The following is a 19,787-nucleotide window of genomic DNA, read 5'->3' as shown; positions in this document are numbered from 1 at the left end:
GTATATTTGTAATCCTTTCTTGACAGCCCATGACGGTTATGATTTTCTGGCCAACCCCTGTCAGCCGGGCATATCGGATGAAGCGGGATGCGGCCTGCGGCCCCGTGCGCGTTCATCCAAACCACTTGGAGCGAGGTAACGGTTTTGCTTTTTCAGCCGATCAACCGAAATTATCACGACTTCTCCATCGTCCGCGACAAGGACCTTTGCATCAACTGCAAGGTCTGCGTCCGCCAGTGCTCGTACGAGGCCCATTTCTGGGACGAGACGCGCCAGAAGGTCATGCATGACAACGCCAAGTGTGTGGGTTGCCACCGCTGCGAAGCCCTATGCCCGACTTCTGCGCTTTTGATCCAGAAGAAGCGCTCGGATTTTAAGGACAATGCGCTCTGGCGTCCTGAATTCATCAAATACATCTATAAACAAGCCGACACCGGCGGCGTTCTTCTTACGGGCATGGGAAGCCCGGTGAATATCCCGATCTACTGGGATAAACTCCTGCTGGATGCCAGTCAGGTCACCAACCCTTCCATTGACCCGCTACGCGAGCCCATGGAACTCAAGACCTTCCTGGGATCAAAGCCGGATAAGCTTGAATTTGCCAAGACCAAGGACGGCAGCCCCAAGCTCAAGACTAAGCTGGCCCCGCAGATTGAGCTGAACTATCCTTTGATGTTCTCGGCCATGAGCTTCGGCTCTATCAACTTCAACCTCCATGTCGCCATGGCGCGCGCGGCCACGGAGTTGGGCATCTGCTACAACACTGGCGAGGGCGGCCTGCACAAGAGCCTGTACGAGTATGGAAAGAACACCATCGTCCAGGTCGCTTCCGGTCGCTTTGGCGTCCATCGGGACTTCTTGAACGCTGGCGCAGGCATCGAGATCAAGGTGGGACAGGGCGCTAAGCCCGGCATCGGCGGGCATCTGCCTGGCGAGAAGATCAACGCCATGGTCTCCGAGACGCGCATGGTTCCCCTCGGTTCCGACGCCATCTCCCCGGCTCCGCATCATGACATCTATTCAATTGAAGACCTGCACCAGCTTATTTACGCCCTGAAAGAGGCCAGCGAATACCGCGTGCCTGTGAGCGTTAAAATTGCTGCAGTGCATAACGTTGCCGCCATCGCCTCAGGCATCGTGCGCGCCGGAGCCGACATCGTTGCCATCGACGGCATTCGAGGCGGCACGGGCGCAGCTCCCGGCATGATCCGCGACAACGTGGGCATCCCCATTGAGCTTGCATTGGCCCAGGTAGACCAACGCCTGCGCGACGAGGGCATCCGCAACCGCGCCTCCATTGTCGCCGCTGGCGGCACCCGTTGCAGCGCCGATGTGGTCAAGGCCATCGCTCTTGGCGCAGACGCCTGCTACATCGCCACCTCGGTTCTGCTGGCCGTTGGATGCACCCTGTGCGCCAAGTGCTACACCGGCAAGTGCCCCTGGGGCATCGCCACCAACGACGCACGTCTGGCCAAGCGCCAGAACCCGGACGTCGCCGCCCAGAAGATGGTCAACCTGGTGCATGCTTGGGGCCATGAAATCGAGGAAATGCTCGGCGGCATGGGCCTCAATTCCATTGAGAGCCTGCGCGGCAACCGCGACAAACTTCGCGCTGTAGGCCTGTCCGACACCGAGATGGACATTCTCGGCGTCAAACACGCTGGCCGCTAAAAGGGGGAGGAAAGAGAATGAAACGCGTCTACCCCAATAAGGACTTCTGCATCGGCTGCCACATCTGTGAGTTGGCCTGCCTTACCGCCCACTCCAAGAGCAAGGATCTGATCCTGGCCTACACGGTTGAGCGCGGACAGAACGGCGTGGCCTCCAGCAAGCACGTGCACGAGGGCGGCGCCACCTGTGTGGCCCTCTCTTGCCGTCACTGCGACGAGCCCTCCTGCGTCGCCGCCTGCATTTCTGGCGCCTTGCAGAAGGATCCAGAAAGTGGCCGCACGATCTATGATCGCGAAAAGTGCGTCGGCTGCTGGTCCTGTCTCATGGCTTGCCCATTCGGGGCCATTGCCAGGCATCCGCTGGAGCAGAAGATAGTCAAGTGCGACCTGTGCTTTGATCGTCCCGGCGGCCCGGCCTGCGTGGCCGCCTGTCCGAACAAGGCCCTGAAACAGGAGGAGCGCTAACATGACCTATGTGATTATCGGCAACGGCGTTGCCTCCATCGGCGCAATAGAGGGCATCCGGCGGCATGACAAGGACGGGCGGATCGTCATCATCGGCGCAGAAGATACTGCCGCCTATGGACGCCCGCTCATTTCGTATCTGCTGGCCGGAAAGATCGGCCCCGAGCGTCTGGCCCTGCGCGGCGACGACTACTACACCCGAAATGGCGTGGAGTTGAAACTCGGCACCACTGCCACGAGTATCGACACGGCAAAGAAAACCGTAACGACCGACAAGGGTGAGACGGTGAAATACGACCGCCTGCTCATCGCCACTGGCGGCATTCCTTTTGTTCCGCCCATCCCGGGCGTGCAGGGACCTGACATTTACAGCTTCACCACCCTGGCCCACGCCAACACCCTGATTGAGCTTTCGAGCAAGATCAAGCGCGCCGTGGTCATCGGCGGCGGACTCATCGGCCTCAAGGCTGCGGAGAGCATCTTCGACCGCGGCGTGGCCGTGACCATCGTCGAACTTGCTCCGCGCATCCTGTCCGGCGGCTTTGACGAGAAGGCCGGGAAACTGGCCGCCAACCGTCTGAAGAAAGTCGGCATCGAGGTCAACTGCGGTGTTACCGCCAAAGAGATCCAGCGCACCAAGGAAGGCCGCGTCAAAGGCGTGCTCCTGACCGACGACCGTTTCCTGGAATGCGATGTCGTGGTTGTGGCCATCGGCGTTGTGCCCCACAGCTCCATCGCCAAGGATGCCGGGGTCAAGGTCGAGCGCGGCATCATGGTGGACAGCAAGCTCATGACCAATGCCAGGGACGTGTACGCAGCAGGCGACGTGGCCCAGGCCATGGACCAGATCACCGGCGAGCATCGCGTGGTTCCCATCTGGCCCAATGCCTACAATCAGGGCTACGCCTCAGGCCGCAACATGGCCGGAGCCAAACAGCCCTACATGGGCGGCCTGCCCATGAATTCCATCAGCTTCTACGGCTTGCCCACCATCTCGGTGGGCACGGTGAACCCGCCTGAGGGCGACAGCAGCTTTGAGGTCCACGCCCTTCTTGATGAAGAGAAAGAGACCTACCGCAAGCTGGTGTTCCGTGACGAGAAGCTCGTGGGTTACGTGCTTGTGGGTGATATCGACAAGGGTGGCATGTACACCGCGTTCATCAAGTTTGAGATGCCGCTTGCCGGCGAGGCCAAGGACAAGCTCATCAATGGCGGGCCCGAGGTCTTCCTCTGGCCAGCCGAGCTGTTCGACGAGACCTGGAACCCCGAGCCGGCCAAGGCCGCCCGCTAACAAGCTGGCGATCTTGCAGAACATCCGCGTAGGAGCACGAGTAGGATGAAAGCACCTGAACGGTATTACGACTTCCAAAAAGACATCTCCGGTTGCGGCGTCTTTGGGGTGATCCACAAGAAGCGTGGACTCATTCCCGGCGAAACGCCGATCCGGGCCATGGCCTGCATGCACGACCGCGGCAATGGCCTCGGCGGCGGATTCGCGGCCTATGGCATCTACCCCGAACTGGCCGACAAGTACGCCTTCCACCTCATGTGCGACACCCAGTCTGCGCTGGACAGCGCCGAGCAGGTGATCAAGCACTACTTTACGGTTCACGAGTACCATCCAATTCCGACCCGCAAGGTCGTTACCATCAAAAATCCGCCTATTATGACCCGGTATTTCTTGACTATCAAGAAGGATCGGCCTGAGGAAGTTCGCGAACTGGGCGAGCAGGATTACGTTGTTGGCGCAGTGATGCACATCAACCACAAGGTTCCTGGCGCGTTCGTCTTTTCCAGCGGCAAGAACATGGGCGCCTTCAAGGGCGTAGGCTTTCCGGAAGATATCGCCGATTTCTTCCGCCTGGAAGAATACAAGGCCTACATCTGGACTGGCCACAACCGCTTCCCGACCAACACTCCGGGCTGGTGGGGCGGGGCGCACCCCTTCACGTTGCTCGACTGGTCCATCGTGCACAACGGCGAGATTAGCTCTTACGGCATCAATCGCCGATACCTGTGCGAGCATAACTATCTGTGCACGCTTATGACCGACACCGAGGTTGTGGCCTACGAGTTGGACCTGCTCATCCGCAAGCACGGCCTTTCCAAAGAGATGGCCTGCAAGGTCTTCGCCCCGCCCTTCTGGGACGAGATCGCCCGCATGCCCAAGCAGGAAAGGGACGCCTACACCGCCCTGCGCATGGTGTACGGACAGGCGCTGCTGAACGGACCCTTCGCTATTCTCGTAGCCGACAGCACTGGCCTCTTCGGCCTCAACGACCGCATCAAACTGCGGCCGCTGGTGGTTGCCGAGAAGGACGACATGGTCTTCATGTCGAGCGAGGAGAGCTCCATCCGCGAGATCCAGGCTGAGCTGGACCGCGTGTGGATGCCCAAGGCTGGCGAACCGGTCATCGTGCATCTGGAGGCGTAGGATAATGGCCAAGACTTTCACCCTGGACGCGAGCGGCATGTACTACCGCCAGCTCAATGAGCAGATCCGCGCGGCTGTTGCCGCTGGCTCAACCAACTTCGTGCTTAAAAACGTCAACGGACAACGCTACATTGCAGGCGCACTTGAAGGCGACCTGACCTTCGAGATTCAGGGCGTGCCCGGTCAGGACCTGTGCTCCTTCATGCGCGGACCCAAGGTCCGCGTGAAGGCCAATGCCCAGGACGGCATCGGCAACACCATGGATGACGGCACCATCATCATCGAAGGTCTCGCTGGAGATGTGGTGGGCTACGCCATGCGCGGCGGCAAGATTTTCATCAAGGGAGATGTCGGCTACCGCGTGGGGATCCACATGAAAGCCTACATGGAAAAGCTCCCCGTCATCGTCATCGGCGGCAAGGCTGGCGACTTTCTTGGCGAATATATGGCAGGCGGAATCCTTTTGCTTCTTGGAATGTATTCTGATAAGCCCACTGAACCCATTGCCGGACGCAGCCTGGGAACAGGCATGCACGGCGGTGTGATTTATGTGCGCGGCGAGGTTCCCAAGGAGCAGATAGGCCCCGGCCTCTCGACGCAACCCCTCGATGACTCCGATAAAACGGTCATAGAGGGTATCGTCAAGGAATACGCCAAGGAACTCCATCTTGATGCCAAGGAGATTCTGGCGGCTGATTTCGTGAAGATCAAACCCTTCTCGCACCGCCCGTACGGCAACTTGTACGTGCCGGCGTAAGGCCGGGAGGGCAGGGCGCAGGGCATTTCGCCTTTGGCGCCACCATCCAGGAGGATGCAATGTTTTTTGACAATCTCGCTTTCGCCATGGGCGGTCTTACAGGTAACGGCGGCGCACAGGGTAGCAATCCCCTTGGCGCGTTTGTTCCGCTCATTCTCATGTTCGCCATCTTCTATTTTCTGCTTATCCGGCCTCAGCAGAAAAAGGCCAAACAGCACAAGGAGATGATCAACAACCTGAAGATAGGCGATCGCATTGTCACCAATGGTGGCATTTATGGCACCATCGTCCGCATGAAGGACCAGACCGTCATCGTTGAGATCGCCGAGAAGGTGCAGGTGGAAATGCTCCGCAACACCGTTGCCGACAAGGCTGAGGCGTTTGAGAAATTGGAAAAGAAGGGAAAGTAGGCCTTTCTTTTGATTTTAAGCCGTTAGGCGGATACGCGGACCTGGGGATGCGCCTGGGTCCGCGCTTGTCTTTGTCTGGCTCTTAATTTTTTGTCGCGTAAATCGCCGTTTTCGTGTTTTATTTTGGAAGCAACTGGGAGAGCACATGTACCGCAACCTGCGCTGGCGTTTACTTCTTACCCTAGCGGTGATGATCGTGGCCTTGACCTTGGTGCTGCCTTCAGTCCCTGGCATCAAGGACACGAGCCTGGGTAAAATCCTGCCCGACACGGCCATCAACATGGGGCTCGACCTCAAGGGCGGAATCCACCTCACCCTTGGTGTTGATGTCGACAAGGCCATAGACAACAACATGTCCAGCCTCGGCCAGGACATCAAGGCCAGCGCTCGTGAAGAGAACCTGGCGCTGCTTAAACCAAATGTTCTGCCAGGCCCTCGTCTTGAGGCTGTGCTTGTTGGAGCGGACAAGCAGGAAGCCTTCGAGAAGCTGCTGCAGAAGCAGTTCTCCTCCCTCAAGATCGACGCCAAGGAAGTCCAGGCCGAGGACAAGGTCAAATACTTCCTGTCCATGACACCGGACTATAAAAACTATTTATCCAAGCTCACCCTGGACCAGGCGGTAAAGACCATCCGTAACCGCGTTGACCAGTTTGGTGTTGCCGAGCCGGACATCCGCCGCCAGGAAGGCAACCGTATCCAGGTGCAGTTGCCCGGACTGAGCGATCCCGAACGCGCCATCGCCATCATCGGCAAAACCGCGCACCTGGAATTCAAAGTCGTGGACGACACAGTGGATCCGTCGAGCCCCATTCTCGGCCCTGGTCGCGAACTTTCCGTGATCAAGACGCGAGGTCCCAAGGGCTCCACAACCGAAGCTCCCATTGTGCTGAAGAAAGACGCGGTCATGACCGGCGAGTACATCACCGACGCCCGCGCCACCATTGAACAGAACAACAGCCAGTTTTCCGTGAGCATGACCTTCAACGCACGCGGCGCCAAAATCTTTGAACGCGTGTCGGAAGAAAACATCAAGAAGCGGCTGGCCATCGTGCTGGATGGCAAGTGCTATTCCGCCCCTGTCATCCAGGATAAGATCTCTGGCGGCAAGGCCCAGATTACTGGCAGCTTCACTCAAGAGGAGGCCCGTGACCTCGCCATCGTGCTGCGCGCAGGCGCATTGCCTGCCCCGGTCAACGTGCTGGAGCAGCGCACAGTCGGGCCCACCCTTGGTCAGGAATCCATTGACGCTGGCATCATGGCCACCGGCATTGCAGCAATCGCCATCATTGTGTTCATGAGCTTCTACTACGGAACAGCCGGGCTCTTCGCCAACGCAGTGCTGATTCTGAACATCGTGCTGACCCTGGCTGGCCTGGCCGCCTTTGGCGCGACCCTGACTCTGCCAGGTATCGCTGGAATCATCCTGACCATCGTTATGGCCGTGGACGCAAACGTGCTCATATATGAACGCATTCGCGAGGAACTACGCCACGGAATGAAGGCCAGCGATGCCGTGCATAAAGGCTATGACCGCGCGACCCTGACAATTCTGGACTCGAACACCACGAACGTCCTTGTGGCGATCATCCTGTATCAGTTCGGCACCGGCCCCATCCGCGGTTTCGCCGTCACCCTGGTTCTGGGCATCATCATGAGCATGTTCACCGCCATCTTCGTTTCGCGGATCATGTTCGACCTGTACCTCTCCAAGCGCCCGGCGGATTCCGCCGTGAGCATTTAAGGAGACGCCATGAGCTTCCACTTCATTAAAAACGACACCAAGATAGATTTCATCGGACTTCGTTATTACGCCTTCGCATTGTCCGCCCTGATGATCTTCATAGGCGCAGTCTCCCTAGTCATGAAAGGCGGCCCACGCTACGGCATCGACTTCGCAGGCGGCGTCATCATCCAGGCCAAGTTCGATGCGCCGACCAAACTCGACACGTTGAAGCGCTCACTCGAGGCGACCAATCTACCTGGTCTTGTGGTCCAGCAGTTGGGTCAAGAAAAGGACAATGACTTCCTCATCCGCACCAGCACGACGGAAGCCACCAGCAATGCAGTTCAGAACACCGTCACCAACGCGCTGAACAAAGACCTGTCAGGCACATCCTATACGTATAAACGTATTGAGATGGTCGGCCCCAAGGTTGGCGAGGACCTTCGAGGCAAGGCCCTTGAGGCCATGTACTTCGCCATCTTGCTCATCGCCATTTACATCTCCGGACGTTTTGAGCAGCGGTGGGTAGCGGCTGGGATTATGGCTGCTGGACTCTTCGGCGGCATAACAGCTCTGCAATATGTCAATGCGCCGCAGGTCTGGCTGGTTTTCGGCGCGTTGATAATCACCCTTGCTCTATGCTTCCTGCTCAAACTCAACTACGCGCTGGGGGCCATCGCAGCGCTCATACACGACGTCCTTGTGACAGTCGGCATTTTCTCCATCTTGAACAAAGAATTCGACCTCACCATCATCGCGGCGCTTTTGACCCTGATTGGATTCTCGCTCAATGACACCATCATCGTCTATGACCGCATCCGTGAGATCCGCAAGCTGAAGACCGGTGAACCGCTCACGACCATCATCAACAGAAGCGTGAATCAGACCCTTTCGCGCACCGTGCTGACTTCCGGTCTGGCCTTCCTTGCCGTGTTCAGCCTGTACTTGTTTGGCGGTCAGGTTATCCATGACTTCGCGCTGGCCATGCTTCTGGGCATTGTGGCGGGAACCTTCTCGTCCATCTATGTCGCAGCCCCGATCATCGCGAGCCTGACTCCGCCTGAAGACCTTGACGTCCCGGCCACCCCGGTGCGGGCTAAGACCAAGACCGCATAAGCTTCTGGCTACTGCAAAAAAGAAAGGCCCCTCTTCCTTGCGGAAGGGGGGCCTCTTTGTTTGCTTTGTGAGCTGGTTTTACAGCTGATCCAGCAGGGTCTTCTTGATGGAGTCGATGGAGCCTTCGCCGTTCAGCTCAATGTACTTGCAGGCGCCCTTGGCGGCCAGAGCCTTGTAGAAGTAAGCGGCGGCCAGGGTTCCGGTCGTCTCATCGTAGTAGATGTCGTGGCGCTTGTCGATGGCGCCCTCGTCCTGGTCATCGGCGCGGGCGGTCAGGGCGCCGCCGCAAACACGGCACACGTCGCCGTTGGGCTTGATGGCGTCGATGAAGATGTTGTTCGGGTGGTTGTTGTCATTGGCGCACAGACGGCGGCCCATGATACGGTTTTTGGCAACGGCGCGGGGCAGCAGGATCTCGATGACGAAGTCCAGTTTCTCGCCGCCCTTCTCAAGCGCTTCCCACAGCTTCTCAGCCTGAACCAGGGAGCGGGGGAAGCCATCCAGAAGCCAACCGTTCTTGCTGGCGTTCTGCAGCACGTCAAGAACCATGGGAATGGTGATGTCGTCGGGCACCAGCTCGCCGCGGTTGATGAATTCCTTGGCCTTCATGCCGAGCTCAGTGCCGCCGCCGATGTGCTTGCGGAAGATGGCGCCGGATTCGATGTGGTCCAGATCAAATTTGGCCTTAACCAGGGTGCCCTGGGTGCCTTTGCCGCTGCCGTTAGGTCCGAACATAAGAATATTCATTGAGCCTCCTAGAGTATATGCTTTTTGCTTGTGCAAAAGATTCACAAGCTCTTATCCGCACTCTTTTTTCCTGTCAATGACCTGCATCGCGATGCCTGCCTTGGTGAGCCTGGCTTCTTTGTCACCGGGAAAGCGAACCTTTTTTCCGGTCGCATGTTCCCGCCACAATTCATCCAAGCGGAAAAGGCTGTCGCTCAGAGGTTGCCCGGGGCCAAGGCGCTCCAACACAGCCTTGTAGAGCCTGAGCCGTAGCGGGGCAGGGGACTGTTCCAACACCCTGGTTGGGAGCAATGCAGCGTCGCCTCTGGCGCTTTCGGGCAATCCTGAAAGCATGCGGGCTGTTTCAGAGTCCCAGTGGTCCTCGTCAACGCGAGCCTGCCGCCATAGCCGAGCCGCAGCATCAAGATAGGCTGGATTTTCACGCAGCAGAACGGGCAGCAGATCCAATCGAACACGATTCCGTGTGGTTGCGCCCTCGAAATTGCTTTGATCAACCCGCCATGCCAGCCCGGCGGCCTTGAGGAATTCTTCCAGCTGTGCTCTGGGCGTAAGCAACAGCGGTCGCACCAGCCCTCGTGCCGGATCTTGCCCGGCCATGCCGCCAAGGGCAGGCCAGCCCACCCCGCGCATAAGGCGCAGAAGCTGGTCCTCGGCCAAATCATTGAGTTGATGTCCCAGCAGAATGTATTGTGAAGCGGTTTCACGGCGTACGCGCTCCAGCAACTCATAGCGTGCCAAACGTCCAGCCTCTTCGAGTCCAAGGCCTTTTGATTGGGCTTGGGCCTGCACATTCTCGCGCTGCAAAATCAGCGGAATGTTCCAGTTTTCACAAAGTCTGGCAACGAAGCACGCATCTTGCGCCGAGTCTTCGCGCAGGCAATGGTCCAAGTGAACGGCTATGACTTGACCGCCGTTCTTGCGACAGAGCAGGGTGGATAGGAGCAGCAGCGCGGTTGAGTCGGCCCCGCCGGAGCAAGCCACGATGCACGGCTGTGAAGTGAAATCGCAGGCGAGTTCGCGCGTGACAAAGGCCCTGACACCGAGGCAAAATCTCGCCCATTTGGGCGGCAGATCCTGAAGTCTCGGCAGGGGACGCATTATGCTCCGCAGCGGCGCCAGGCTAGGCCGTTATGTCGAGTTGGCGGAGGAGGTCGTCGAGGTAGTTGATGATATGTTCGCGCTGATGCGGTGTAGCGTACGAGACGCACTCGCAGCGAAGCTTCTTCTGGGCGCGCACAAGCAGTTCCAGCTTCAGGGTGCTCTCGTCCTGTACTTCCAGCACAAACATATGCGGTCCGCATTCGCCCATATGTTCGCGCTGCACGTCGGTAAGCAAGGCTTCCGGCAGCGGCAGGTAGAAGATGCCGTCGAGGGAGCCGGCAAGGCCCATGTCCGTCAAGCTCGCCAGCACCTTTTGCAGGTGCTCTGGGTAGAAATCCTCAATGAGGTAACTGCGCATCATGTATTCCTATTGCTTGGTGGAATTATCGAGCCCGCTTTCTGCGTCCTCTCGACAGCATTCGCAATCCAGCGGTTCGTCATCCTCGCTTCCCCTGCGATCCAGGTGGGCGTCCGGGTTCACGGGGTCGCTGTCCAGATTGAAGATGCGCCGTGTGACGTCGATGAAACGATCGGATGAGCCTTCCTCACGCGTGCGGCGCTTGAGGAAGCAGATGGGCTCATGCAGGAGTTTACGGCTGACCGAGTTCACCAGCACCTCGAGAGCCTGTCTGGTTTCATCATCCACAGCGCCAAGCCGCTTCAGGGTCTTGGCCAGCTCGCGCTGGGCAACGTCTTCAGCCCGTCTCAGCAGGTCGGTGATGGTGGGTTGCAGGGCCAGGGACTTCATCCAGGTGGCGAAAGCCTCTGTCTCCAGGTCCACAATGGCCCGGGCCTTCACTGCCTCGCCCTTGCGGGCGCTCATGTTCTCCTCCACGACCTCCTTAAGGTCGTCGATGTCGTAGAGGTAGACATTGTCCAGGCTGTTCACATCCGGGTCAATGTCGCGCGGCACGGCGATATCGATGAAGAACATGGCGCGGTTGCGACGTTTTTTCAGCACCTCGCGGATGTCCTTGGCGCGAATGATGGCCGTGGGTGAGCCGGTGGAGCTGATGACGATGTCCACGCCGGAAAGACGTTCCACCATATCCTCGAAAAAGACCGCTTCGCCGCGCATGGTTTTGGCCAGTTCCTGGGCGCGGCCATACGTGCGGTTGCAGATGTAGAGCTTTTCAATGCCCGAGGCGAGCAAATGCGTTGCCGCCAGCTCCGCCATTTCGCCAGCGCCCACAAGCATGGCGGTCTTGCCGGTCAACTCGCCAAAGATCTTCTTGGCCAACTCCACGGCGGCATAGCTGATGGAAACAGCGCTGCTGGCGATGGCCGTCTCGGTGCGCACCCGTTTGGCCACGGAGAAGGACTTGTGCAGCAGGCGATTGATTATCACGCGCGCGGTTCCGGTCTCAACAGCTTTGCGGTAGCTGTTCTTAAGCTGGCCCAGGATCTGCGGCTCACCCATGATCATGGAGTCCAGGCTGGCGGCCACGCAGAACAGATGGGTAACTGCGTCCAGGCTCTGGTGCTTATAGGTGTGGTCGCGCAGTACGTCGAGCGGCCCCTGGCAGGTCTCGGCCCAGTGGGCCAGCACAGCCTCGGAGATGTCTTGATCCTGACAGCGATTACCATCGGCAACCACGAGGATCTCCACGCGATTGCAGGTGGACAGGGCCATGACCTCGCGCAGGGGGCAAGTGCCCAGCAGACTTTTTTCGAAGTCCGCGACGCTGGTCAACGCGAATTTCTCGCGCACATCCACACCGGCGGAACGGTGATTGAGTCCGACAAGGAATATGTTCTTATCCATTATGGCTTGAACCCGTGGAAGGTTGTGGGAACCAGGAAGTTGATCCCGAGCATGGAAAGCACAGTGAGGAGGAACACAGCGATAGCCATGACCGCCGGCTTTTTGCCCCGCCAGCCGTAAGCTAGGCGCTGGTGGAAGAGGTAGGCGTAGAGTCCAAGAATCGCAAGGGCGAGAATCTCCTTGGGATCAAAGGAGAACACGCGCTTGGACGCCAGCCAGGCCCACACGAAGCCAGACACAAGCCCTACAGTGTACAGCGGAAAACCGATGACGATGACCCAGTGGTTCACCTTGTCGAAGGTGTCCAGGGAGGGCATGTCCTGTTGAAAATTTTTGAGGCCGACTTTGGTCTTGATGCGCTTTTCAAGATGGATGAAAGCGAGCCCAGCGCCAAAGGCCATTGCCAAAAGCGCCATGCTTGAGAATAGGGTGCCGATGTGCAGCAAGAAGAATAGCCCGGAAAGCATTGGAGGCAGGCTGGCATTGATGTCCGAGGTGGCATTGGCTGTGGCGTAAAAAACCAAAGCCAAGGGCAAGGCGACCACCGCGAGGAAACGCATGTTGAGCCGCCACCACAGAAGCAGGAATATGATTAGGATGCCCAGCCCAAGCAGACAGAACAAAAAACGGCCCGAGGTCAGCGCCGACAGGGCGTCGGCCCCGGCCAATTGGCTGGCGAGGTCAAGGGCGTGAAGGGTGAAGCCCGCAGCGGCCAGGCACAAAGCCATGACCTTGATGCGCTCGTTGCGCAGGGCTGAGCCAAGCACATAGAAAGCCGTTCCCAGGAAGTAGAGACCAATGACCAGCATCGGCAGAATGTCAGGCAAGCCCATCAAGCAACTCCGGGATGAGATGGTGCAATTCAGGGGGCAAGTGGACAGAAAGTTCGACCTGCGCGAGTGATACGTCGCCTAGCCGGAACGCCTCTAGAAGTTTTGATCCGACAAGCCTGCGGAACAGTGCCGAGTTAGCCTCCGTTTCCTGTCCAAGGGCGAGAACACTGGGGCGCAGTCGACTCATGAGCTGCAGGAACCTTGCGTACTCCTCCCCGAACCGGTCCTGCAAGTCTTTTCGAATGCGCTTGGTCAGGGCGGGACTCTGTCCGCTGGTGGAAATGGCGATGGAGAGATCGCCGCGCGTGACGCTGGATGGAACGATGAAGCTGCCCTGGTCCGGCGCATCAACCATGTTGCACAGGATGCCGCGTTCGCGGCAGAGCGCTCCGATGCGCAGGTTCAAGCTCGCGTCGCTTGTGGCGGCGATGACAAGAAAGACACCTTCCAGATCACTCTCCTGGAAATCGCGCTGTTCAAGGCTGACGCCTGGGCGCATGGCCAGTTCGAGCAGGGCCTGATTGGGCTCTCTGCGGTCAATCACCACCAGTCTGGACGCGCCGCAATCCGCCAAAGACTGAATCTTTCGCAGGCCGACCTGGCCCGCGCCAACCACAAGGCAGGCCCGGTCCTCAAGACTCACGAACATGGGATAATAACGCATTCGCAACCCATACCAAATACCGGGGGTCTCTGTAAAATGCGAAGAAGGGCTTTCTTGCCAGATTCCCTGCGCCTGGGGTAGAGAAAGGCACCACAAAAAATGAGGTCGTCCATGCGCCAACTCGTGATTCAGCTCGCCCGATTCGGCGACCTCGTGCAAACCAAGCGTCTGCTGCTCTCGCTGCTGGCCGAGCCTGAAACCGAGGTGCACCTTTGCCTTGACCGTTCGCTCGCTGGGCTTGCCGCGATTCTGTATCCCAAAGTCATTCTGCACCCGGTGACAGCCCACGGAACGGCCCTGGCGAAGCTGTCGGCTGAAGAACAGGCCCAGGCGCTGCTCACGGCCAACGTGCCAGCCTTCCGGAGGCTTGCGAGGCTAGACTTTCAGCGAGTGTACAACCTAAATTTTTCGCCACTCAACTTCCGCGTGGCCAGCCTCTTTGATCCGAGCATCGTGCGCGGGCATGTGTGGCATAATGGTCAGGAGTCAGTGGGACAGTGGGCCCGTCTTGCCATGCGCTGGTCGTCCATGCGCCGCATAGGGTTGAACATCGCGGATTTCTGGGCCTGGCATCATCCAACTCCTGTTTCGCCGCGCGAGGTCAATCCGCCTGTTCAAGGCAGGGGAGGGGGGCTTGGTGTGGTGCTTGCCGGACGCGAATCACGCCGGTCGCTTCCTCCAAAGGAGCTGGCCGGATTGGTGACATCGCTGCTTGAAACAAATCCGACACTGGGCAACGGTCCAATTACCCTCCTGGGGAGCACATTCGAAGCCAAGGCTGCACATCAATTACTGCGCGAACTGCCCACAAAACACGCAGGAAAGGCCAAAAACCTCTGCGGCGCAACGGACTGGCCCGGGCTTATTGAGGCCGTGGCTGAGCTTGACCTGCTGCTAACCCCGGACACCGGCACCATGCATCTGGCCGCAGCGCTGGGAACACCCGTGCTGGCGACCTTCCTCTCCTCGGCCTGGTGCAGCGAAACCGGCCCTTACGGTCAAGGTCACCGCATTTTTCAGGCAATAACGGACTGTCTGCCCTGTCTGGAGTCGCAGCCCTGCGAACTCGGCGTAATCTGTCTGCGGGCCTTTTCCGACGCGCGCCTGATGCGCTACCTCGCCACCAGCGCCCCCAAACATCTGCCAGAGGGCTTGCTGGATCTTGAATCGGCCTTTGACAGCCTTGGGGTGGTCTATGTCTCAACAGCAGGCGAAGACACTTCAAACGGGCTGCGCTCGGACTTTCGCGAATTCCTTGCCCGTCACCTGGGCGCAGGCTACTCTTGGGAGCATCCTGATGCGCTGAAGTTCGCTGAACGCTTGTACTCCGAACGCGACTGGATGACGCCCGATCTAGAGTCCAGCCACAATCGTGCCTTTCTCTCCACAATGAAATATTTATTGTGATATTTGATTGTTAAATAAAGTCTAGATAATATCTAATCCCAATCTTCCATTCGCGGAACACAGTTGTTCTGCTTATGTGGGGCGGAATCAGGCAAGGGGGCGTTCATGAGGGTATTGGTTGTGCTTCCATTGTACGGCGGATCGCTGCCCGTGGGGAGGTATTGCGCATCTGCACTCGCCGAGCTGGGGCACGTGGTTGAAGTTTTTGAGGCCCCTGAGTTTTACACCTCGTTTCAAGCTATCAAAGGGCTCAAAGTTACTTCCGACCGACTGCAATATCTGGAAAACAGTTACTTGCAAGTGGTTTCGCAGGCAGTTCTGGCTAAAGTGGATACATTTGAGCCGGATTTGGTTTTGGCCTTGGCCCAGGCGCCGCTGTCGATCCAGACCCTGAAACGCCTCAAGCGAGACGGTGTGGCTACGGCCATGTGGTTCGTGGAGGACTACCGCCTCTTTACCTACTGGCAAGCCTTTGCCCAGCATTACGACTTTTTCGCCGTCATCCAGAAGGGTGATTTCATCGAGCAATTAAAACGGCTTGGCGTTGAACGCTCTCTGTATCTTCCCCTGGCGGCCCATCCGGATGTTCATAAACGACTTGAACTTTCTGGAGTTGAACGCCGCAAGTTCGGTTCTGACGTATCCTTCATGGGGGCAGGCTACCCCAACCGCCGCGTGGCCTTCCGACAGTTGGTGCGTTTTGACTTCAAGCTTTGGGGCACGGACTGGGACGGCGATTCCATCCTGATGCCTTATGTGCAGATGGCTGGAGCCAGGGTGACGAGCGAGGATTGCGTACGCATCTTCAACGCCACCAAAGTGAACATCAACCTGCACTCCAGCATTCAGGCCAAAGAGCTGGTAACCGGCGGCGACTTCGTGAATCCGCGAACCTTTGAGGTGGCCGCTTGCGGGGCTTTTCAGCTTGTGGACCGTCGGAGCCTCATGTCCGAGCTGTTTGCGGATGACGAGCTCGCCATCTTCGACAATATGGACGAGCTGTCCCCACGCATTGAGCACTACCTCGCATCTCCGGAAGAACGCATCACCATCGCCAAACGCGGTCAAGCCCGAGTGCTGGCCCAGCACACCTATGCAGCACGCATGCGCACCTTGTTGGAGTTCGTTGCAGAGTGTCGACCTGGTTGGCCCAAACCCCGTGCGGTCTCTGCCGCCTCCGAAGGGCTACCTCCAGAACTCGCCACTGACATCCAAAGTTTGCTTGAACGCCTGGGCCTGCCGTCAGACACGGGCTTCAACGATCTCGTTTGGGCCGTGCGCCAGCAACAGGGCAAGCTGGGCGAACTGGATGCGGCTGTGTTGTTTCTCGATGAGTGGCGCAAGCTGTACGCGCGCCAGACGGGAAAGGCGTAGGAAACGCGGCGGAGGCCTCAGGGCTTCTTGATTCCCCGCTTGCGCGAAGCAAGCCAGACATGCATGCGGGCCTCGGCGCCCTCGTTTTTTGGTACAAAGAACTGCGCACCACGCTTGGCGAGATCGTGGGGCAGGTATTCCTGATCCACCCAGGAGCCGGGGAAGGCGTGCGGATACTTGTAACCCCGGCCATAACCCCATTCTTTATGCAGGCTGGTGCTGGCATTGCGCAAGTGCAGGGGAACAGGCTGCATGCCGTTTTCCCGCACTTCCTTGAGAGCATTTAAATATCCGCCATAGCTTGCGTTGTTCTTCGGGGCCAGGGAAAGGTAGACCACGGTTTCCGCCAGGGGGATGAAGCCTTCGGGCATGCCCACGTATTCCACGGCCTGCTGACATGCCACAGCTAGGGGCAAGGCCTGCGGGTCTCCCAGGCCGATGTCCTCGGATGCCGACAGAATCAGTCTGCGGCATACAAAGCGGGGATCTTCACCGCTTTCCAGCAGACAGGCCAAGTAATAGAGCGCTGCGTCAACGTCGCTGCCGCGGATGGACTTGATGAGCGCCGAAGCCAACTCGTAGTGGGAATCGCCTTCCCGGTCGCCACGGATGATGACCTCGGGCAATGCTTGGCGCAGGGTGTCCAGGCCGAGCTTATCCTGAGACAGCCCGGACACATGCTCCACGAGGTTCAAAAGGGCGCGGCCATCGCCTGCGCACATGCCAGCCAACAGGTCGAACACCTCATCAGGCCATTCGCACCCAAGCACCTTGGCCCCGCGCCTGGCCATGCGGATGAGCTCCTCCCGCGTGAGAGAACGAAAGCGCAGCACGTGCAGCCTTGAGAGCAACTGACGGGTAACGCTGAAAGATGGATTTTCCGTGGTGGTGGCCAAGAGCACAATTTCCCCACTCTCCAAAATGGGCAAAAAAAAGTCCTGCTGCGCTTTGGAGAAGCGGTGGATCTCGTCGAGGATCAAAACCTCAGCGCCTTGCAGATGCTTGCGCAACGCGGTGAGCCCAGCCTCTGGAGCGCTGACGCGGACCCATTTTTTTCCGGCCGCCTTAGCCATGAGCATGGCCAGAGTGGATTTGCCGCAGCCCGGCGGGCCAAAGAAAAGCAGGCTTGGCAGGCGCGGTCCGCTGGCAAAGGCCGCAATGCGCTCCAGCAGATGGCTCTGGCCTACGAATTCGGTCAGGGTCTGAGGCCGGATCTTGTCCGCCAGGGGCTGCTTTTCGGAAATTTCAATGCGCATGAACCGGTCCGGGCGTTATTAAGTTTTCAGCAGGGCGTGGTGCGCAAGGGACAGGCAGGACAGTGCAGCAGTCTCCCAGCGCAGTGGGCTGGGGCCGAGACTCATGGACACGAATCCGGCCTGGGCCAGGCGCGCAACTTCCCGCTCCTCAAGTCCGCCCTCTGGTCCGAGCACCACCAAGCTGCGCCCGCGCACAAGGATCTCCGGCGCAAGCAGATCCTGCGGACCAGCACCTTCGTAGAGCACATAGCATCCGTCAAAATCCCTCGCAACGCGGATCAGCCCGTCCACGCCGCCAGAAACCACAATAAGGCCCGGCAGCCAGGCGCTCTGGCACTGTTTGGCCGCTTGCACACACTTTTCAAGCCAGGAGTCCTTGGGCTCATCAGGAACATCCCCCTGGCTTCGAGCGGCCTGCCAGAAAAGGATGCCCAAAGCGCCCAGTTCAACTCCCTTCTCAAGAAGCCAATCACGCCGCGAGGACTTGTTCCAGCCCAAGGCCAGGGTCACCCCACGGGTGGGCGCTGGCTCAAATGTTTCGGATATGCGGCACAACTCGGCCCTTGTTTTTGCGGTGATGGCGGCAACTTCGAAAATTCCGTGGCGACCAACGCCATCGAACAGGCGCACGGTTTCACCAACGCGGGCGCGCAAAACACCCAGCAGGTGTCGGGCTTCCGGACCTTCAAGCTCGGCTGCGCCGTTTGGTCCAGGCCAGCGCTCTTGCGGCAAATGGTAGGAGTTGAGACGGGTCATGGTTTGCAGGATGCGGGGCCGCCCAGGAGCAAGTCCCGGTCGGCCCCGCGTACGGGCTAGATTTCGTGCGCCACAAGGGACTCAAAGGTTTCGCGGCGGCGAGCGACTATGACGTTCTCGCCATCCACCAGGAGCTCGGCGGCTCTGGTGCGGGTGTTGTAGTTGGAGCTCATGGTGAAGCCGTAGGCGCCGGCAGAATACACTGCCAGGAGCTCGCCCTGGCGAACCTCTGGAAGCATGCGGTCCTTGGCCAGGAAATCGCTGGACTCGCAGATGGGACCCACAACGTCCACGTCCTGTGCGCCGCGCCCCTGGGGCTCAACTTCCTCGATGCGGTGGAAGGAGCCGTAGAGCGATGGCCGCACCAAGTCATTCATGGCCGCGTCCACAATGACGAAGCTCTTGCTCGGGGTCTGCTTGGTGTACAGCACTTCAGTCACCATGATGCCCGCGTTGCCCACAATGACGCGACCGGGCTCGAGAATGACCTTGAGGGGAATGCCAGCAAGGGCCTTGGTGAGGGCCGCTCCGAATTCCTTGGGGTGTGGAGGCTCTTCTTCATCGTAGGGAATGCCGAGGCCGCCGCCAAGGTCGAGGTAGCGGATGTCCAGGTTCATGCCTTTGAGTTTCTCGTAGAAGGCCAGCAGCTTGTCCAGCGCCTCCAGGAAGGGCTCAATGGTGGTGAGCTGCGAACCGATGTGGCAGTCGATGCCCACAGGCTCGATGGCCGGCAGGTCGCGCGCCATGGCGTAGGCATCCAGGGCGCTTTCGATGTTCAACCCGAACTTGTTCTTCTTCATGCCCGTAGAGATGTATGGATGGGTCTTGGGGTCGACATCCGGGTTGATGCGGAAGCTCACCTGGGCCTTTTTGCCCAGGTCGCGCGCCACATCGTTGATGCGAATGAGTTCCTGAACGGACTCGACGTTGAACATCAGGATGCCTGCATTCAGCGCCTGGGCTATCTCCGGGGCCTTCTTGCCCACGCCGGAGTAAACGATGCGCTCCGCCGGGACACCAGCCAGGAGCGCGCGGTAAAGCTCGCCGCCGGAGACGATGTCCATGCCCGCGCCAAGGGAGGCCAGCAGCCGCAGCACAGCCAGATTGGAGTTGGCTTTGACGGAATAGCAGGTGAGGTGCGGCACCGCGTCAAAGGCCGAATCAAAAGCCTGATAGTGGCGTTTGAGGGTGGCCGTGGAATAGATGTACAATGGGGTTCCGTAGCGCTGGGCAAGTTCCTTCACGCTGACGCCTTCCGCATACAAGGTGCCGTTCTTCATCTCGAAATGATGCATCGGGGCTATACTCC

Annotated in this window: 19 protein-coding genes; 10 read left to right on the top strand and 9 right to left on the bottom strand. The window is 58.8% G+C overall.

Translation table 11 applies throughout. From position 1 onward, the window contains the following. The first annotated feature begins 144 nt into the window (after positions 1 to 144). From Q8O35_RS07235 to secF, 8 genes are all read left to right on the top strand, one after another. Complete coding sequence (locus Q8O35_RS07235; RefSeq protein WP_305571968.1) at positions 145 to 1,671, top strand: glutamate synthase-related protein; 1,527 nt, start codon at positions 145 to 147, stop codon at positions 1,669 to 1,671. Positions 1,672 to 1,688: 17 nt separating this feature from the next. Beyond that, positions 1,689 to 2,135, top strand: coding sequence for a 4Fe-4S dicluster domain-containing protein (locus Q8O35_RS07230; RefSeq protein ID WP_305571967.1), 447 nt, complete (start codon positions 1,689 to 1,691; stop codon positions 2,133 to 2,135). 1 nt (position 2,136) lies between these two features. Next, positions 2,137 to 3,426: an NAD(P)/FAD-dependent oxidoreductase gene (locus Q8O35_RS07225; protein WP_305571966.1), complete on the top strand. Its 1,290-nt coding sequence runs from the start codon at positions 2,137 to 2,139 to the stop codon at positions 3,424 to 3,426. Between the two features lie 45 nt (positions 3,427 to 3,471). After that, entirely contained in the window at positions 3,472 to 4,569 is a 1,098-nt protein-coding gene (locus tag Q8O35_RS07220; protein WP_305571965.1) for a glutamine amidotransferase family protein, read from the top strand. 4 nt (positions 4,570 to 4,573) lie between these two features. Further along, positions 4,574 to 5,326, top strand: coding sequence for a hypothetical protein (locus Q8O35_RS07215; RefSeq protein ID WP_305571964.1), 753 nt, complete (start codon positions 4,574 to 4,576; stop codon positions 5,324 to 5,326). A 59-nt stretch (positions 5,327 to 5,385) separates the two neighbouring features. Further along, a complete protein-coding gene (gene yajC, locus Q8O35_RS07210) occupies positions 5,386 to 5,736 on the top strand; it encodes a preprotein translocase subunit YajC (RefSeq protein WP_305571963.1) in 351 nt (116 codons plus the stop codon). 145 nt (positions 5,737 to 5,881) lie between these two features. Further along, positions 5,882 to 7,477: a protein translocase subunit SecD gene (secD, locus tag Q8O35_RS07205; RefSeq protein ID WP_305571962.1), complete on the top strand. Its 1,596-nt coding sequence runs from the start codon at positions 5,882 to 5,884 to the stop codon at positions 7,475 to 7,477. Positions 7,478 to 7,486: 9 nt separating this feature from the next. Further along, positions 7,487 to 8,575, top strand: a complete 1,089-nt coding sequence (gene secF / locus Q8O35_RS07200) for a protein translocase subunit SecF (protein ID WP_305571961.1) — start codon at positions 7,487 to 7,489, stop codon at positions 8,573 to 8,575. Positions 8,576 to 8,653: 78 nt separating this feature from the next. Here the strand turns inward: secF and Q8O35_RS07195 are convergent, their stop codons facing one another. Genes Q8O35_RS07195 through Q8O35_RS07170 form a run of 6 tightly spaced genes read right to left on the bottom strand, consistent with a single transcriptional unit; the run spans position 8,654 to position 13,685 of the window. After that, positions 8,654 to 9,322 (bottom strand): adenylate kinase, encoded by a 669-nt coding sequence (locus Q8O35_RS07195; RefSeq protein WP_305571960.1) that lies wholly within the window; start codon positions 9,320 to 9,322, stop codon positions 8,654 to 8,656. A gap of 51 nt (positions 9,323 to 9,373) precedes the next feature. After that, entirely contained in the window at positions 9,374 to 10,420 is a 1,047-nt protein-coding gene (gene tilS, locus Q8O35_RS07190; RefSeq protein WP_305571959.1) for a tRNA lysidine(34) synthetase TilS, read from the bottom strand. A 22-nt stretch (positions 10,421 to 10,442) separates the two neighbouring features. Further along, positions 10,443 to 10,781 (bottom strand): hypothetical protein, encoded by a 339-nt coding sequence (locus Q8O35_RS07185; RefSeq protein ID WP_305571958.1) that lies wholly within the window; start codon positions 10,779 to 10,781, stop codon positions 10,443 to 10,445. A gap of 9 nt (positions 10,782 to 10,790) precedes the next feature. Next, the gene (gene hemA, locus Q8O35_RS07180) at positions 10,791 to 12,188 is read right to left on the bottom strand and encodes a glutamyl-tRNA reductase (protein WP_305571957.1); all 1,398 of its coding nucleotides are present in this window, start codon (positions 12,186 to 12,188) and stop codon (positions 10,791 to 10,793) included. Further along, complete coding sequence (locus Q8O35_RS07175; protein ID WP_305571956.1) at positions 12,188 to 13,021, bottom strand: inner membrane protein YpjD; 834 nt, start codon at positions 13,019 to 13,021, stop codon at positions 12,188 to 12,190. The genes hemA and Q8O35_RS07175 overlap by 1 nt, the downstream gene beginning before the upstream one ends. Beyond that, positions 13,008 to 13,685 carry a bifunctional precorrin-2 dehydrogenase/sirohydrochlorin ferrochelatase gene (locus Q8O35_RS07170; RefSeq protein WP_305571955.1) on the bottom strand — a complete coding sequence of 226 codons (678 nt, stop codon included), beginning with the start codon at positions 13,683 to 13,685 and terminating at the stop codon, positions 13,008 to 13,010. Before Q8O35_RS07170 ends, Q8O35_RS07175 begins: the two co-directional genes overlap by 14 nt. A gap of 111 nt (positions 13,686 to 13,796) precedes the next feature. On the opposite strand from Q8O35_RS07170, the gene Q8O35_RS07165 reads away from it, so the two are divergent. Together Q8O35_RS07165 and Q8O35_RS07160 are read left to right on the top strand one after the other, a co-directional pair. Further along, positions 13,797 to 15,092, top strand: coding sequence for a glycosyltransferase family 9 protein (locus Q8O35_RS07165; RefSeq protein WP_305571954.1), 1,296 nt, complete (start codon positions 13,797 to 13,799; stop codon positions 15,090 to 15,092). 105 nt (positions 15,093 to 15,197) lie between these two features. Next, positions 15,198 to 16,466 carry a glycosyltransferase gene (locus tag Q8O35_RS07160; RefSeq protein WP_305572190.1) on the top strand — a complete coding sequence of 423 codons (1,269 nt, stop codon included), beginning with the start codon at positions 15,198 to 15,200 and terminating at the stop codon, positions 16,464 to 16,466. A gap of 17 nt (positions 16,467 to 16,483) precedes the next feature. Here the strand turns inward: Q8O35_RS07160 and Q8O35_RS07155 are convergent, their stop codons facing one another. Genes Q8O35_RS07155 through lysA form a run of 3 tightly spaced genes read right to left on the bottom strand, consistent with a single transcriptional unit; the run spans position 16,484 to position 19,773 of the window. Further along, positions 16,484 to 17,722, bottom strand: a complete 1,239-nt coding sequence (locus Q8O35_RS07155; RefSeq protein WP_305571953.1) for a replication-associated recombination protein A — start codon at positions 17,720 to 17,722, stop codon at positions 16,484 to 16,486. Positions 17,723 to 17,740: 18 nt separating this feature from the next. Beyond that, the gene (locus Q8O35_RS07150; RefSeq protein ID WP_305571952.1) at positions 17,741 to 18,478 is read right to left on the bottom strand and encodes a 16S rRNA (uracil(1498)-N(3))-methyltransferase; all 738 of its coding nucleotides are present in this window, start codon (positions 18,476 to 18,478) and stop codon (positions 17,741 to 17,743) included. Positions 18,479 to 18,534: 56 nt separating this feature from the next. Next, entirely contained in the window at positions 18,535 to 19,773 is a 1,239-nt protein-coding gene (lysA, locus tag Q8O35_RS07145) for a diaminopimelate decarboxylase (RefSeq protein WP_305571951.1), read from the bottom strand. Positions 19,774 to 19,787 lie beyond the last annotated feature (14 nt).

Source organism: Humidesulfovibrio sp., assembly GCF_030689645.1.
In the GTDB taxonomy this organism is placed as follows: domain Bacteria; phylum Desulfobacterota; class Desulfovibrionia; order Desulfovibrionales; family Desulfovibrionaceae; genus Humidesulfovibrio.
The sequence above is the reverse complement of the archived record's forward strand: the minus strand, read 5'-3'. Positions and strand labels throughout refer to the sequence as shown.

Coding starts and splice junctions, on each gene's coding strand:
- Q8O35_RS07170 (WP_305571955.1), bottom strand. CDS start 13,685: ATGCGTTATTATCCCATGTTCGTGAGTCTTGAGGACCGGGCCTGCCTT.
- yajC (WP_305571963.1), top strand. CDS start 5,386: ATGTTTTTTGACAATCTCGCTTTCGCCATGGGCGGTCTTACAGGTAAC.
- tilS (WP_305571959.1), bottom strand. CDS start 10,420: ATGCGTCCCCTGCCGAGACTTCAGGATCTGCCGCCCAAATGGGCGAGA.
- Q8O35_RS07175 (WP_305571956.1), bottom strand. CDS start 13,021: ATGGGCTTGCCTGACATTCTGCCGATGCTGGTCATTGGTCTCTACTTC.
- Q8O35_RS07230 (WP_305571967.1), top strand. CDS start 1,689: ATGAAACGCGTCTACCCCAATAAGGACTTCTGCATCGGCTGCCACATC.
- Q8O35_RS07225 (WP_305571966.1), top strand. CDS start 2,137: ATGACCTATGTGATTATCGGCAACGGCGTTGCCTCCATCGGCGCAATA.
- Q8O35_RS07150 (WP_305571952.1), bottom strand. CDS start 18,478: ATGACCCGTCTCAACTCCTACCATTTGCCGCAAGAGCGCTGGCCTGGA.
- Q8O35_RS07155 (WP_305571953.1), bottom strand. CDS start 17,722: ATGCGCATTGAAATTTCCGAAAAGCAGCCCCTGGCGGACAAGATCCGG.
- hemA (WP_305571957.1), bottom strand. CDS start 12,188: ATGGATAAGAACATATTCCTTGTCGGACTCAATCACCGTTCCGCCGGT.
- lysA (WP_305571951.1), bottom strand. CDS start 19,773: ATGCATCATTTCGAGATGAAGAACGGCACCTTGTATGCGGAAGGCGTC.
- Q8O35_RS07160 (WP_305572190.1), top strand. CDS start 15,198: ATGAGGGTATTGGTTGTGCTTCCATTGTACGGCGGATCGCTGCCCGTG.
- Q8O35_RS07215 (WP_305571964.1), top strand. CDS start 4,574: ATGGCCAAGACTTTCACCCTGGACGCGAGCGGCATGTACTACCGCCAG.
- Q8O35_RS07185 (WP_305571958.1), bottom strand. CDS start 10,781: ATGCGCAGTTACCTCATTGAGGATTTCTACCCAGAGCACCTGCAAAAG.
- secD (WP_305571962.1), top strand. CDS start 5,882: ATGTACCGCAACCTGCGCTGGCGTTTACTTCTTACCCTAGCGGTGATG.
- secF (WP_305571961.1), top strand. CDS start 7,487: ATGAGCTTCCACTTCATTAAAAACGACACCAAGATAGATTTCATCGGA.
- Q8O35_RS07220 (WP_305571965.1), top strand. CDS start 3,472: ATGAAAGCACCTGAACGGTATTACGACTTCCAAAAAGACATCTCCGGT.
- Q8O35_RS07165 (WP_305571954.1), top strand. CDS start 13,797: ATGCGCCAACTCGTGATTCAGCTCGCCCGATTCGGCGACCTCGTGCAA.
- Q8O35_RS07195 (WP_305571960.1), bottom strand. CDS start 9,322: ATGAATATTCTTATGTTCGGACCTAACGGCAGCGGCAAAGGCACCCAG.